Source organism: Micropepsis pineolensis (genome assembly GCF_055392125.1).
In genome coordinates, this window is sequence record NZ_AP042408.1 from 3,304,971 (window position 1) to 3,317,722 (window position 12,752).

At 59.4% G+C, this 12,752-nt stretch carries 12 protein-coding genes and 1 tRNA gene; 10 read left to right on the plus strand and 3 right to left on the minus strand.

Annotated elements, in window-relative coordinates:
• Window positions 1-14: 14 nt before the first annotated feature.
• From ACZ5RI_RS14675 to ACZ5RI_RS14690, 4 genes are read left to right on the plus strand one after another with little or no spacing between them, the layout of a single operon-like run.
• Window positions 15-1,211 carry a beta-ketoacyl-[acyl-carrier-protein] synthase family protein gene (locus ACZ5RI_RS14675; protein WP_464513951.1) on the plus strand — a complete coding sequence of 399 codons (1,197 nt, stop codon included), beginning with the start codon at window positions 15-17 and terminating at the stop codon, window positions 1,209-1,211.
• A complete protein-coding gene (locus ACZ5RI_RS14680) occupies window positions 1,204-1,662 on the plus strand; it encodes a hotdog family protein (RefSeq protein ID WP_464513952.1) in 459 nt (152 codons plus the stop codon). Before ACZ5RI_RS14675 ends, ACZ5RI_RS14680 begins: the two co-directional genes overlap by 8 nt.
• Window positions 1,659-2,387 (plus strand): 3-ketoacyl-ACP reductase FabG2, encoded by a 729-nt coding sequence (locus tag ACZ5RI_RS14685; protein ID WP_464513953.1) that lies wholly within the window; start codon window positions 1,659-1,661, stop codon window positions 2,385-2,387. Before ACZ5RI_RS14680 ends, ACZ5RI_RS14685 begins: the two co-directional genes overlap by 4 nt.
• Window positions 2,388-2,411: 24 nt before the next feature.
• Window positions 2,412-3,611, plus strand: coding sequence for a beta-ketoacyl-ACP synthase (locus tag ACZ5RI_RS14690; RefSeq protein ID WP_464515613.1), 1,200 nt, complete (start codon window positions 2,412-2,414; stop codon window positions 3,609-3,611).
• Here the strand turns inward: ACZ5RI_RS14690 and ACZ5RI_RS14695 are convergent.
• The 3 genes from ACZ5RI_RS14695 to cpdR all read right to left on the minus strand — a co-directional run bounded on the left by ACZ5RI_RS14695 (window position 3,534) and on the right by cpdR (window position 5,883).
• The gene (locus tag ACZ5RI_RS14695; RefSeq protein WP_464513954.1) at window positions 3,534-5,162 is read right to left on the minus strand and encodes a phytoene desaturase family protein; all 1,629 of its coding nucleotides are present in this window, start codon (window positions 5,160-5,162) and stop codon (window positions 3,534-3,536) included. The genes ACZ5RI_RS14690 and ACZ5RI_RS14695 overlap by 78 nt on opposite strands.
• Window positions 5,163-5,294: 132 nt before the next feature.
• A tRNA-Val gene (locus ACZ5RI_RS14700) sits at window positions 5,295-5,369 on the minus strand.
• A gap of 154 nt (window positions 5,370-5,523) precedes the next feature.
• Window positions 5,524-5,883 carry a cell cycle two-component system response regulator CpdR gene (cpdR, locus tag ACZ5RI_RS14705; protein WP_464513955.1) on the minus strand — a complete coding sequence of 120 codons (360 nt, stop codon included), beginning with the start codon at window positions 5,881-5,883 and terminating at the stop codon, window positions 5,524-5,526.
• Between the two features lie 141 nt (window positions 5,884-6,024).
• Between cpdR and ACZ5RI_RS14710 the strand changes: the two genes are divergently transcribed.
• The 6 genes from ACZ5RI_RS14710 (at window position 6,025) to ACZ5RI_RS14735 (ending at window position 12,712) form a co-directional block, all read left to right on the plus strand.
• The gene (locus ACZ5RI_RS14710) at window positions 6,025-7,023 is read left to right on the plus strand and encodes an N-formylglutamate amidohydrolase (RefSeq protein WP_464513956.1); all 999 of its coding nucleotides are present in this window, start codon (window positions 6,025-6,027) and stop codon (window positions 7,021-7,023) included.
• A 453-nt stretch (window positions 7,024-7,476) separates the two neighbouring features.
• Window positions 7,477-8,418, plus strand: coding sequence for a UDP-2,3-diacylglucosamine diphosphatase (locus ACZ5RI_RS14715; protein WP_464513957.1), 942 nt, complete (start codon window positions 7,477-7,479; stop codon window positions 8,416-8,418).
• A gap of 19 nt (window positions 8,419-8,437) precedes the next feature.
• A complete protein-coding gene (locus ACZ5RI_RS14720; protein ID WP_464513958.1) occupies window positions 8,438-9,559 on the plus strand; it encodes a glycosyltransferase family 4 protein in 1,122 nt (373 codons plus the stop codon).
• A 161-nt stretch (window positions 9,560-9,720) separates the two neighbouring features.
• Window positions 9,721-11,319 (plus strand): hypothetical protein, encoded by a 1,599-nt coding sequence (locus ACZ5RI_RS14725; protein WP_464513959.1) that lies wholly within the window; start codon window positions 9,721-9,723, stop codon window positions 11,317-11,319.
• A 2-nt stretch (window positions 11,320-11,321) separates the two neighbouring features.
• Entirely contained in the window at window positions 11,322-12,278 is a 957-nt protein-coding gene (locus tag ACZ5RI_RS14730) for a glycosyltransferase family 2 protein (protein ID WP_464513960.1), read from the plus strand.
• A 5-nt stretch (window positions 12,279-12,283) separates the two neighbouring features.
• Window positions 12,284-12,712 (plus strand): GtrA family protein, encoded by a 429-nt coding sequence (locus ACZ5RI_RS14735; RefSeq protein WP_464513961.1) that lies wholly within the window; start codon window positions 12,284-12,286, stop codon window positions 12,710-12,712.
• Window positions 12,713-12,752 lie beyond the last annotated feature (40 nt).

The window sequence follows — 12,752 nt, forward strand, 5'->3', positions numbered from 1 at the left end:
CGGGGCATCTGCACATGCGTCTTTACCTACAGGATTGCGGGCTTGCCACACCCATCGGCACGGGGAAAGCCGCGGTTGCCACGGCATTGTTCAATGCCAAAAGCGATGGCCTGACCGACAGCCGTACACTGATTTCCGGCCGCAAAGTGCGCGTCGGTGCGGTCAGTGCCCCACTGCCACATATTCCCGAACCATTGCAGGACCTCCATTCGCGCAACAACCAGCTGATGCTGCTGGCGCTGGAGGAAATAGCCCCCGCGGTCAAAACCGCCCGTGACCGTTATGGCCGCGACCGCATCGCGGTTGTGCTGGGCTCCAGCACCTCTGGCATTGCGGCGGGCGAGGATGCACTGGAATGTTTCATCAAAACGGGGGCATGGCCGGATGGATTTGATTACCGTCAGCAGGAACTGACCGCGCTTTGCGACTTTACCGCACGGTTGTTCGATCTCGGCGGCCCGGCCTACACCATTGCCACGGCCTGTTCGTCCAGCACCAAAGTCTTCGCATCGGCCCGGCGGCTAATAAAGGCCGGGCTTGCCGATGCGGTTATCGTCGGGGGGGCCGACACGCTGTGCCGCATGACCTTGAACGGCTTTGCCGCGCTGGAGCTGCTCGCCGAAGATCGCTGCAATCCGTTCAGCCGCAACCGTGATGGCATCAATATCGGCGAAGGCGCGTCGGCCTTTCTGATCGGACGCGACAAGGCCGAGATCGAACTTTTGGGCACGGGGGAATCCGCCGATGCCCATCACATGACAGCCCCCGAACCCAGCGGCCAATGGGCGGCCGCCGCCATGCATCAGGCGCTGGATCAGGCCGCGCTGACGGCGGACGCAATTGCCTATGTCAATCTGCATGGCACTGGCACTCGGCTCAATGACGCGATGGAGGCGGCAGCTGTATCACGTGTGTTCGGTGATCGCGTCCCCTGCAGCTCGACCAAAGGCATGACCGGCCATATGCTGGGTGCCACCGGCGGGTGCGAGGCCGGGTTCCTGTGGCTGACCCTGCATCCGGCTTATAATCCAGAGCGCCGCCTGCCTGTGCATCGCTGGGATGGCCAGAGTGATTCAAACCTACCGCCATTGTGTTATGTCACAGCGGATATGCGCCTGCCGAAGAATATACCGCTCGCCATGCTGAGCAATTCCTTTGGCTTTGGTGGCAGTAATGCCGCCGTCATTCTGGGGCAGGCCCACCATGGCTAATTGTCCGTATACGGTTGCAGAATTGCTGCCTCATGCCCCACCGATGATCCTGGTCGATGACATTGTCGGCTTCAGTGATACGGGCTGCACCACGACACTCGTCATCACGGCCCAAAGCCGTTTTTTCGAACCCGGCAAGGGGGTTCCGGCGTATGTCGGTCTGGAATATATGGCACAGACCTGCGGCCTGTTCGCCGGCTTACGCGCGCGCTGCCACGCCCTGCCGGTACGGATTGGTTATTTGTTGGGGACGCGCGATTTTCACAGTGAAGAGGGCTGGTTCACGCCAGACATGCGCCTTCACGTCGAGGTAACCGAAATTCTTCATAGCGATCCGATGGGCGTGTTTGATTGCCGCATTTCCAGCGCCGGGCGCAGCATCGTAACGGCCCGGATCAATGTGTATCAACCGCCTGAGCAACCAGACGACATCTCAAGGGGCGAACCATGACGGACAGAACCATACTGGTCACCGGTGCCAGCAAAGGCATTGGCCGCGCTATTGCGGTCAGGCTGGCCAAAGACGGTTTTCGGATTGTCGTCCATTATGGCAGTGATACGACCGGGGCGGAAGAAACCCTGCACGCTGTGCGCGCCGCCGGATCGGATGGCCGCACCATCGGTTTTGACATTGCCGACCGTGCCGCCTGCCGCGCCGCACTGGAGGGTGAGCTGGCGCAGTTCGGTGCCTATTACGGCGTGGTTTTGAACGCCGGGGTTGCGCGCGACAATCCGTTTCCCGCACTCGAAGACGATGACTGGGATATCGTGCTGAAGACTGATCTGGATGGCTTCTACAATGTTTTAAAGCCACTGGTGATGCCGATGGTTTCAGCCCGCAAGGGCGGGCGCATTGTGGCACTGTCATCGGTTTCCGGTCTGGTCGGTAATCGCGGTCAGGTCAATTACAGTGCGGCCAAGGCGGGCATCATCGGCGCGGTCAAGGCCTTAGCGGTGGAAATGGCCAAACGTGCCATCACGGTCAACAGCGTAGTGCCCGGCATTATTGAAACCCAGATGACGACAGATATCACTGCGGACGATCTTAGCCATATTGTGCCGATGCGCCGGATGGGAAAACCCGAAGACGTCGCCGCGCTGGTGGCCTTTCTTTGCTCGGACGAAGCAGGCTACATCACGCGGCAGGCAATTTCCGTAAACGGGGGTATGGCTTAAGTGAGACGCGTTGTGGTTACCGGCATGGGCGGCGTTACGGCCCTTGGCGAAGATTGGCCCACCATCCGGGCCAATCTGGCGGCAGGCAAAACCGCCATCCGCCGCATGACGGATTGGGATAAGTTCACCAGCGTGCGCACCCGTCTGGCGGCACCGATTGCTGACTTTCATGCGGAACACCGCTATCCGCGTAAAATGCTGCGAGCCATGGGCCGGGTATCGCAACTGGCCGTTTACGCCAGCGAAAAGGCGCTGGCCGATGCCGGACTTGTCGGCGACCCGATCGTGCAATCGGGGCGGTTGGGGGTGGCCTATGGCTCGTCCTATGGTAGCCCGGATGCTGTTGTTGGTATTTATGAATTACGCACCCACGGCTTCTCGCGCGAGCTGACCGCGACGACCTATATCCGCACCATGGCCCACACCACCGCGGTGAACATCAGTGTTTTCTTTGGCACCACCGGACGGCTTATTCCAACCTCAAGCGCCTGTGTCTCGGGCAGTATGGGCATTGGGTATGCCGCAGAAGCCATTCGCCTGAACAAGGCTGATGTGATGATTGCCGGTGGCGCAGAAGAATTTGATATCGCCGATGTCGGCATCTTCGACACGCTGTTTGCCACCAGTACACAGAACGACACCCCGGCGCTAACGCCGCGCCCCTTTGACCGCGACCGCGATGGTCTGGTGATCGGCGAAGGGGCCTGTACCCTGATCCTGGAAGAGTATGAACACGCCAGGGCGCGGGGAGCCAAAATCTTTGCCGAGATCGTCGGCTTTGGCACCAGCACCGATGGCCGTCACATCACCCACCCCCAGGCCGACATGATGGGCCGAGCCCTTGATCTGGCGCTGGAAGATGCCGCGCTGCCGCCCGAAGCCATCGGCGTGGTCAGTCTGCACGGTACCGCCACCGATGGCGGCGACACCGCCGAATCCATCGCCACCCATGGCGTGCTGGGCACCAAGGTTCCGGCGCAGGCACTGAAAAGTTATTTCGGCCACACGCTGGGGGCCTGCGGTTCGATGGAAGCCTGGCTTGGAATCGAGATGATGCGGGAGGGCTGGTTCTGCCCGACAGCGAATCTGGTCCATCCCGATCCGAATTGCGCCGAGCTGGATCACATCATGGGTACGGCCCGCAGGCTAAACCCCGAATATCTGATGACGAACAATTTTGCTTTTGGCGGCGTCAACACTTCGATCATCCTCAGACAGCTGTAAGGTGTGCGCCTTGAGGGGCGGGCGAATGGTATCGGCCGCCCGTGTGGCAGATACCACCACCGCCTCGATCCCGGCACCGGCTTCGGTGCCGCCGCCGACCAGAAACAGCCCCGGCAACGGTGAACGTAAAGAGGGCCGCCAGCGGCCGCGGGCCGCGCCATAAATGTTACCGCCCAGCGCACCGGTATAGGCCGCAAAACTCGCCGGTGTCGCCGCCTCGCGATACACAATATGGCGGCGCAAATCCGGCATCACTGCGGTTGCCGCAGCATCAATCAGACGATCGGCAAAGGCGCGCTTGTCAGCATCATAGCTGGGGCCACGCGCCAGCCATGTCTGCGAGGCCCCTTCAGATAACAGGCACAAAAGCGTAACCGCCGAACAGCCCGGCGATGCCAGCGTAGCATCGCGCACACCGGGATTACCGATGCCAAATTCGAGCCCGTTCTGCCTGACGAAAATACGTTCCGGCACATCCATCACCGTCGTCAGACCAAGGCTGAGCAGAAAAGCCGAAGGCCCGCGCCCCATCGCCATCAGATTGGCCCGATAGCGCTCTGGCAGCAGCACCGGATCGGCAAGCTGCGTCAGCGTGGCCACCGCATCGGCATTGGAAATGATAACCGGGGCATGAAAGATCTGGCCGTCCTGCGTTTCAACACCGGCAGCCTGACCATCAATCGCCAAGATGCGCGCCACCGGCTGGCGGCACTTCAGCGTTCCACCGCGGGCCTGAAACAGATCCGCCAGCACATTGGCCAGTTGCTGCGCCCCACCAGAAGGGTAAAATCCGCCATCAAAATAATAACCGAACAGCGGCGCCATATCCTTGACCAGCAAAAGATGAGGATCGTCGGTGATATATTCCGACACGGTACGCAACATCTGCTTCAGTGGTTCCGAGGTAAAATAGGCCGCCAGCATGTCGTCAAAGGGCTGCTTCAGCCAGCGAAACGCGTGCGGATGACGTGCCGCCCAGGCCATGCCCTCGGCAGCGGCGGGGGGAACCGGAACCCCGCCGGTCTGGTCAACCTCGGCATACATGTCGTGATAAATCGCTGCCATCTCGGCAAAAAATGCACGCAGGTTCGCGGCTTGATCGGAAAACAGGCGGCAATAATTTTCGATGAAACGCCGAACGCCCTGCGCCCCATCCAGGCGCATGCCCTCGTTGCAGTAGGCGTGGCGCACCGGGTGCCAGACCAATCTGTCCTGCGCCTTCAGCTGGCGGAGCAGATTGCGCAACGGCCCGCGCGGCCCCAAACCGCTGATATCCTGCACACCGGAATCAAACACAAAACGCAGCTTGCGCCCGGCCACCGTAACCGCCCGCTGCCAGGAAACGCAGTTGCCCCCCACCGTGCGATGGGCTTCCAGCACCAGAACCCGACAGCCGCGGGCCGCAAGCAGCGCCGCAGCAGACAGCCCGCCGATACCAGCACCGATAACGATAACCTGATACTGGTCAGGGCGCGGGGGCACACCATCCAGCGGTGGTACCGGCCATGGCGCAGGACGCCGCCCGGCGAGTGACACAGAAAAATCAGTCATTGCCCCCACGCAATACAACCTCAACCAGGCAATGTACCAGCCCAGGACATCCGATATGATTGTGATTTTGAGGGAACCGTCAGGGCCGACACGCGACCGGTTTAAATTCCACTTATCTATCAATCAGATAAGTGGTGGGCGCGACAGGGATTGAACCTGTGACCCCTACCATGTCAAGGTAGTGCTCTCCCGCTGAGCTACGCGCCCGTCCGTTGACGGTGGGCGGTTCTATAACGTCCGCTCCCGGCGCTGGCAAGACGCTGTCGACGTCTTTTTCACCAAACTGCCATTTTTTTTAAAAGACCATTTTGAAACGGCCGATTTCCAACCTCACGGCGACTGCAAACAATAGGCTGGTAGTTCAGGCCGCCATCATACGTTCAACCTCGGCGACCAGATCGCGTAAGTGGAATGGTTTGGACAGCACCTTGGCAGTTTTAGGCGTGCCGGCGGCAGGGTTGAGCGCAACCGCCGCAAAGCCGGTGATAAACATGATTTTCATGGCCGGATCGAGCGTATTGGCGCGTTTTGCCAGCTCGATACCATCCATTCCCGGCATAACGATATCGGTCAGCAACAGGTCAAACTGGCCGGAAATCGCGCGGGTATAGGCGATTGCGCCATCACCGAAATCGCACACCGTATGACCGGCGCGCTGCAAAGCCTGCGTCAGGAAATGGCGCAGGGTCTCATCATCTTCCACTAATAAAATACGTGCCATAGAACGCTCCCGGGGAGGGGAATTTAGTGCGCCAACACCGAGGCTGTGAAGCGCTATTTGCGCCCCATCGCCAAAACTGGGAACCAATCTTTAAATTGTGACACTTTATCGTAAATTTGGATCAGGCTAGCGGAACATAGCATGAAGCGCATCACAACACCCTCGGATTGCGATACCCCTCCAAAGAACACAGACACCCCAACGCTCGCCACGGCCCTCGACACCCCAACCCGCAGCCTTTCGGCCCAAAGCGTGGCGCCGCAAAGCGTCCCACTGGCCGATTTGTACCGCACCCCCTACCGGCTTTCGTTACCACGGGGAGAATCAGCCCCGCTTATTTTCGCCCTGCCCCATTCCGGGCGCGCCTATCCCGACAGCTTTATCGCCAGCACCACGCTGCCCCTGACCGAACTGCGCCGTTCGGAAGACGCCTATATCGATCTTCTGTTCGATGCCGCCCGCATGGCGGCCCCCATGATTATGGCCCGCTTTCCACGCGCCTTTGTCGATGTGAATCGGTCGGTTGGCGAATTGGACCCGACCATGTTCGATGGCGTGCTCGAGCAGCCAGCGCTGCACACCCCCCACACCGCAGCCGGACTGGGGGTAATTCCCCGCATCATCCGTGAAGGGGTCGAGATCTATCACCATAAATTACTGCCGCTGGAGGCCCATGAGCGGTTGGAGCGGCTTTATCACCCCTATCATGTCGCCCTGGCGGCGCTGGTGGCCCGCGCCCGCAGCCTGTTCCCCCATGTTGTGGTGATCGACTGCCACAGCATGCCTTCGGGGCCGCATCTGGCCGATATTGTCATCGGCGATCGCCATGGCCATGCCGCACCGGAACGTCTGGTGCGCCTGTTTGAAACCTGCTTTGCCACAGAAGGTTTTACCGTGGCCCGGAACCAGCCCTATGCTGGCGGCTATACCACCGCCTTCTATGGGCAACATGACGAAGGTTCCTTCGCGATTCAGATCGAGGTTAACCGCGCACTTTATATGAAAGAAGAAAGCGTCGAGCCGAATAGCGCCTTTGAACAGGTGCAATGCCGCATCACAAATGCACTGCAGCAAATCCTGCGCCGCGATATCGCCGCGCTATGCGAAAATGACGGAAAGAACCGCTTAGCCGCCGAGTAACCGGGCTTAACGGCGGAGTTCCGCCACGCCAGCACCCTGACAGCGCTAGACATTCTGGTGGACCAAAAAAAAGGCCGCTCCAGAGGAGCGGCCAAGTTCAGGGAGGAAACGCCCAGGAAGGGCCGCGGCGTCGCAAACCAGAGCTCGCAATGCCGCGCTGCAACAATATGCTCTTTCGCAACCGCGTAATCAAGTCATAATATGGTACTGGAGATATTTTTTTCGCCCCGAACCCCATACTTTCCTTGGGAAATGCTGGATGCTTAGTTTTTTTGCAGCATCGCCAATTATTTGTGCGGCGCAAGATGTCACCGGTGTCTAACGTTAAGGTTTAGAAAAAACCTTCGCATTCACAGCACTGTCTTCGCACTGCAAAAAAAGTTTCGCGCCCACGCGTTAGGTAATTCCCAGCGAAACACCCGGTGATTCCATAGGCGGAAGGGAGCTTGGGGTATGAACGACAGCGCCGAAATTGCAATAAACGGCCCGTTTCACCACCTGTACCGCGACGGCCTGACCGAGATCGGGCCACTTGTGGCGGCATTCACCGCCCCCCCCGCCTATCCACCGACACAGCCGCCAGCCCGTCGCCCCACCCGACACCACCGCACCATCTTTATTTCGGATGTTCATCTTGGCACACGCGGCTGCAAGGCCGAGATGCTGACCGACTTCCTGCAGCGGAACATATGCGACACACTTTATATAATTGGTGATCTCATCGATGGCTGGCAGCTCAAACGCCGCTGGTACTGGGATGCGCCGCAAACCGCCCTGGTGCAGGCCCTGCTCAGCTTGGCCGATACCGGCACCCGGATCATCTATATCCCCGGTAACCATGACGAATTCCTGCGCCCCTATTGCGGGCGCACGTTCTGCGGCATCGAGATTCGCGACGAAACCATTCACGAAACCGCCGCAGGCAAGCGCCTGCTGGTGCTGCATGGCGACAAGTTCGACGGCATTATCGCCTGTGCCAAATGGCTCGCCCATGTCGGTGATGCGGCCTATGCGCTGGCGCTGGCACTGAACGACCGGCTGCATGCCTTGCGCCGCAAAATGGGCCTGCCCTACTGGTCGCTGTCGGCCTTTCTCAAAGGGCGGGTCAAGAAAGCCGTCGAGTATGTTTCGCGTTACGAGGAAACCGTAGCCGCCGCCGCTGCAACCCTAGATGTGGATGGCATTATCTGCGGTCACATTCATCAGGCCGAAATCCGCCATATTGGCAAAATTCAATATCTTAACGATGGGGATTGGGTTGAAAGCTGCACTGCCCTTGTCGAAGATGCCCGGGGAAACATGGAGATTCTTCACTGGGCACCTCACCTCACTGCGTGCGATCATGCCGGCGCCGGTAAGCAGCCGTCCGAAAAGGCGGCGCTTATACCAGCTTAGGTGGAGAGCAAAACGGTCTATGCCGCCCGGTATCGGGCAAACCGGCATGGTCCCGGAAACGCAGAGGCTTAAAGTTCTGATCGTCACCGACGCCTGGGCCCCCCAGGTGAACGGGGTAGTGCGCACACTCGAAACACTGGGCAATGATCTGGCCGCCCTGGGGCACGAGGTACGCTATGTCACCCCGGAAGGGCGCATCACCTTTCCGCTGCCGACCTATCCCGAGATTCGGGTGGCCTTGTTCACCCAGTGGTCGCTGGAGCAGGAAATCGCCGAATTCGCCCCCGACGCGGTGCATATTGCCACCGAAGGCTCGCTTGGGCTGGCGGTGCGGGCAATCTGCATCCGCTACCAGATTCCCTTCACCACCTCGTTCCACACCCGTTTCCCCGAATATATCCATAAGCGATTCCCGCTGATCGGCGAGACCAAGGTCTATCGCCTGCTACGCTGGTTCCACGCCCCAGCCACCGCCGTGATGGTGGCCACCGGATCACTCAAAGACGAACTGGAAGCCCAGGGCTTTAAAAACCTGCGGATCTGGTCGCGCGGTGTGGATACCGATTATTTCCACCCGGTTGCGGGGGCATCGCTGCCTTACCCCAAGCCGATCTGGCTCTATGTCGGGCGGATTGCAGTGGAAAAGAATATCGAAGCCTTTCTCAGCCTCGATTTGCCCGGCAGCAAAGTGCTGGTAGGTGATGGCCCGGCCCATGCCGAGCTGGCCGAGAAGTATCCCGAGGCGCAGTTCCTGGGCCCAATGACCGGCGAGGATCTGGTAAAGGCCTATGCTGCCGCCGACGTTTTTGTCTTTCCCAGCAAGACCGACACCTTTGGTCTGGTGGTGCTGGAGGCGCTGGCCTCTGGCCTGCCGGTGGCGGCGTATCCGGTACAAGGCCCGAAGGATGTCGTGGGCGATGCCCCGGTGGCAGCCTTTGACGACGACCTGCAAGCCGCCTGTCTGCGGGCGCTTGCCCTGTCGCGTCAGGCTGCGCGGGACTTTGCGCTGACACGGTCGTGGCGGTCCTGCACCTTGCAGTTCCTTGCTAATCTGGCCGTCGAAGGCGAAGCAGACACCCCGAACGAAATAAAACAGCACGATAGTAAAGACGTGGATGCGGACGAAACCGCCCCGCACTAGTTTAGAGTAATTACAGAAAACTGTTGGGCTGCCGCGTTAGATAGCGCATGGCAGCCCTTTTATCTCTGGGCCGGGCTATGGCATTATTAAGGGCGATTTTCTTCGCTGACGTTTCGCTGTAGAAAGACGTTCTGGATTCAACGCTTTAACCCAGCCGGATAATGATGACTGTTGCCCCCACTGCCACACACGGCTTGCGCATAAGCGCACGCGAACTGGCATTTCTTACACTTTCGATCCTGATTTGGACCGGCTATGTCGTTCTGCTGGGTAAAGACACCTCCTGGGACTTCCGTAATTATCACTGGTACATCCCCTATGCCCTGCTGAACGGGCGCATGCATATCGACATGCTGGTCGCCCATCAGGCCAGCTATTACAACCCGTTCCTGGATGTACCATTCTATGTGCTGGCCCAGCACACCAATTCCTTCGTTGCGATTGCGATTCTGGGGCTGTTTCAGGCCGCCAATATCGTGCCGATCTATCTGATTGCCCGCGAAGCCCTGCGCCTGCCGCAAAAAAAGCTCTGGGCGGCTGGGATTGCCTTTTTCAGCTTGACCGGCGGCATGACGCTGAGCCTGTTCGGCACACACTATTATGACAATGTGATGAGCTTCTTCATCATGTCCGCATTGTGCATTCTGGTGCTGGGGCGCGAACAGCTGGCGGGGGGCAGCCTGAAGGCGGGCTTCTGGTGGTGCGCGCTGGGCGGACTGCTGGTCGGTGGTTCCGCGGGCCTGAAGCTGCCAACCGCACCGTTTGCCGTGGGCTATGTGGCGGCGGTGCTGGTGGTGGGCGGCGATCGCAAGCACATCATCGCCCGGCTGCTGGGGACCGGGGTTGGCGGACTGGCAGGCTTCCTGCTGTGCGAGGGGCCCTGGATGCTCAAGATGTATGAGCTGACCGGGAACCCGCTGTTTCCCTATTTTAACCAGTATTTCCATTCACCGCTGGCGCTGGCCTCGCCCTACCGCGACATGCGCTTTTTGCCAACCAGCAATTACAAGACGCTGCTCTATCCGATTCTGTTCGCCATCGACTATCGCGTGGCCGATGATCTGCCCCACAATGACATCCGGATTGCCATTGCCTATGTGCTGATCATCATCACGTCGCTGTTCTGGCTGGTCGGGCGCCGTTCCAAACAGCCGCTGGCGATACCCGCATCGGTGCGCGTTACCTTTGTTTTCGTCGCGGTCAGCTATTTTTGCTGGATCAAGCTGTTCGCCATTCACCGCTATATCCTGACGCTGGAGATGATGGCACCTCTGCTGATTGCCATGGCGGTCAGCCTGTTGCCGCTGCCGCCCCGCACGCGCCAGCTTGGTATTGGTGTCTTGTTCTTTGTCGCGCTACTCTTCACCCGCAGCGCGGTGATGGAGCGGGCGCCGCTCGGCGAACCCTATATCGAGGCGGATCTGCCCAAAATCACCGAGCCGGCCCGCACCATGGTGCTGATGACCGGTGATGCCCCGCTCGGCTTTATCGCACCGGAGCTGCCTGCGCAGGTCCCGGTGGTCCGCATTGATGGCTGGATGGTGCAACCTGACGACGGCACCATTCTGACCAGGCAAATGATGGCCCGCGTTCGGGGCCACAAGGGCCCCCTGGTGTTGATTGCCGACGCCTATGATATGACCCGGGCCAAAGACGCGCTGGATCAATATGGCCTGCAAATTGACTGGCATCAGTGCCGTCTGTTCGAGACCAATCTGGTGGGTGCCTATCAGTGGTGCCCGCTCTATCGACAGGATTAAACATGACTGAGAAAAAGCCACAGATCGCCGTGGTCATTCCTTGCTACAACGAGGAAGCCACCATTGCCAAAGTGGTGCGGGATTTCAAAGCCAGCCTGCCGGACGCGACGATCTATGTCTATGACAACAACTCGTCTGACCGCACCATTGCCGAGGCAAAGAGCGTCGGTGCCGTGGTGCGCAGCGAGCCGCGTCAGGGCAAAGGCAATGTGGTGCGGCGCATGTTCGCCGATGTTGAAGCCGACATCTATATCCTGACCGATGGCGACGACACCTATGACGCCGAAATAGCCCCCCAGATGGTGCGTCAGATGATTGACGAAGGCTATGACATCGTGGCCGGCAAACGCATTGCTGATAACGAAGCTGCCGCCTATCGCCGTGGCCATGTGCTGGGCAACCGGCTGCTCACCGGGCTGACCGCGATGATGTTCAGTGTCAAGCTTGATGACATGCTGACCGGTTACCGCGTGATGTCACGCCGTTTCGTGAAGTCGTTCCCCTTCACTACCGAAGGCTTTGCCATCGAGACCGAGTTGACGGTCCATGCCGTGCGCATGCTGGTACCGATGATCGAAGTGACCACCCGCTATAAGGAACGTCCCGAAGGTTCGGTTAGCAAGCTCAGCACCTATCGCGATGGCTGGCGTATTCTGATGACGATTGCGCTGTTACTGCGTAAAGAACGGCCGCTGTTCTTCTATGGCTTCTTCGCGCTTTTCCTGGCGCTGTTCTCGTTTGTTATCGGCATTCCGGTGGTGGTCGAGTATTTTGAAACCGGACTGGTGCCACGGCTGCCTTCGGCCGTGCTGGTTACCGGCACGATGATGCTGGCCTTCCTGTGCATGGTCTGTGGCATCATTCTCGACACGGTGACACGCGGGCGCTGGGAACTGAAGCGCGTCGCCTATCTGAAATTCACCGGGCCGCAAAATCTCGATCAGCGGGATCGGGCCTGAGCATCATGGCGGACGGGTTGGTTGGTACGCTGTGCGCCTCGCGCTTCATCCGCTTTGGCGTGGTGGGCGGGGCAGGATTTTTCGTCAACGAAGCCGCGCTGATGGTCGCCCACGGGCTGCTGCATGCCGGGCCGGATCTGAGCTGGTTCATTGCCTTCATCCCCTCGGTGACGTTCACCTGGTGGGGCAACCGCAAGCTTACCTTTGCAGATAAGGCAAGTCGGGGGCTGACCGCGATGGGCAAGGAATGGGGCCGTTTTGTGGCCGCCAACAGCCTTGGCGCCCTGGCCAATTACCTGGCCTATACCGGGCTGATCCACTGGGCACCGGCACCGCTGTCGATCGCCTATGTTGCACTGGCAATCGGCGTGCTGTTTGGCATGGTATTCAATTTCGTGCTGTCGAAGAAACTGGTTTTCCGCCACAGCGCCTGAAGGTTTCGTATTCATACAGGCATAAAAAAACGGCCCGGTT

Coding starts and splice junctions, on each gene's coding strand:
- ACZ5RI_RS14675 (WP_464513951.1), top strand. CDS start 15: ATGCGTCTTTACCTACAGGATTGCGGGCTTGCCACACCCATCGGCACG.
- ACZ5RI_RS14680 (WP_464513952.1), top strand. CDS start 1,204: ATGGCTAATTGTCCGTATACGGTTGCAGAATTGCTGCCTCATGCCCCA.
- ACZ5RI_RS14685 (WP_464513953.1), top strand. CDS start 1,659: ATGACGGACAGAACCATACTGGTCACCGGTGCCAGCAAAGGCATTGGC.
- ACZ5RI_RS14690 (WP_464515613.1), top strand. CDS start 2,412: ATGGGCGGCGTTACGGCCCTTGGCGAAGATTGGCCCACCATCCGGGCC.
- ACZ5RI_RS14695 (WP_464513954.1), bottom strand. CDS start 5,162: ATGACTGATTTTTCTGTGTCACTCGCCGGGCGGCGTCCTGCGCCATGG.
- cpdR (WP_464513955.1), bottom strand. CDS start 5,883: ATGGCACGTATTTTATTAGTGGAAGATGATGAGACCCTGCGCCATTTC.
- ACZ5RI_RS14710 (WP_464513956.1), top strand. CDS start 6,025: ATGAAGCGCATCACAACACCCTCGGATTGCGATACCCCTCCAAAGAAC.
- ACZ5RI_RS14715 (WP_464513957.1), top strand. CDS start 7,477: ATGAACGACAGCGCCGAAATTGCAATAAACGGCCCGTTTCACCACCTG.
- ACZ5RI_RS14720 (WP_464513958.1), top strand. CDS start 8,438: ATGCCGCCCGGTATCGGGCAAACCGGCATGGTCCCGGAAACGCAGAGG.
- ACZ5RI_RS14725 (WP_464513959.1), top strand. CDS start 9,721: ATGATGACTGTTGCCCCCACTGCCACACACGGCTTGCGCATAAGCGCA.
- ACZ5RI_RS14730 (WP_464513960.1), top strand. CDS start 11,322: ATGACTGAGAAAAAGCCACAGATCGCCGTGGTCATTCCTTGCTACAAC.
- ACZ5RI_RS14735 (WP_464513961.1), top strand. CDS start 12,284: ATGGCGGACGGGTTGGTTGGTACGCTGTGCGCCTCGCGCTTCATCCGC.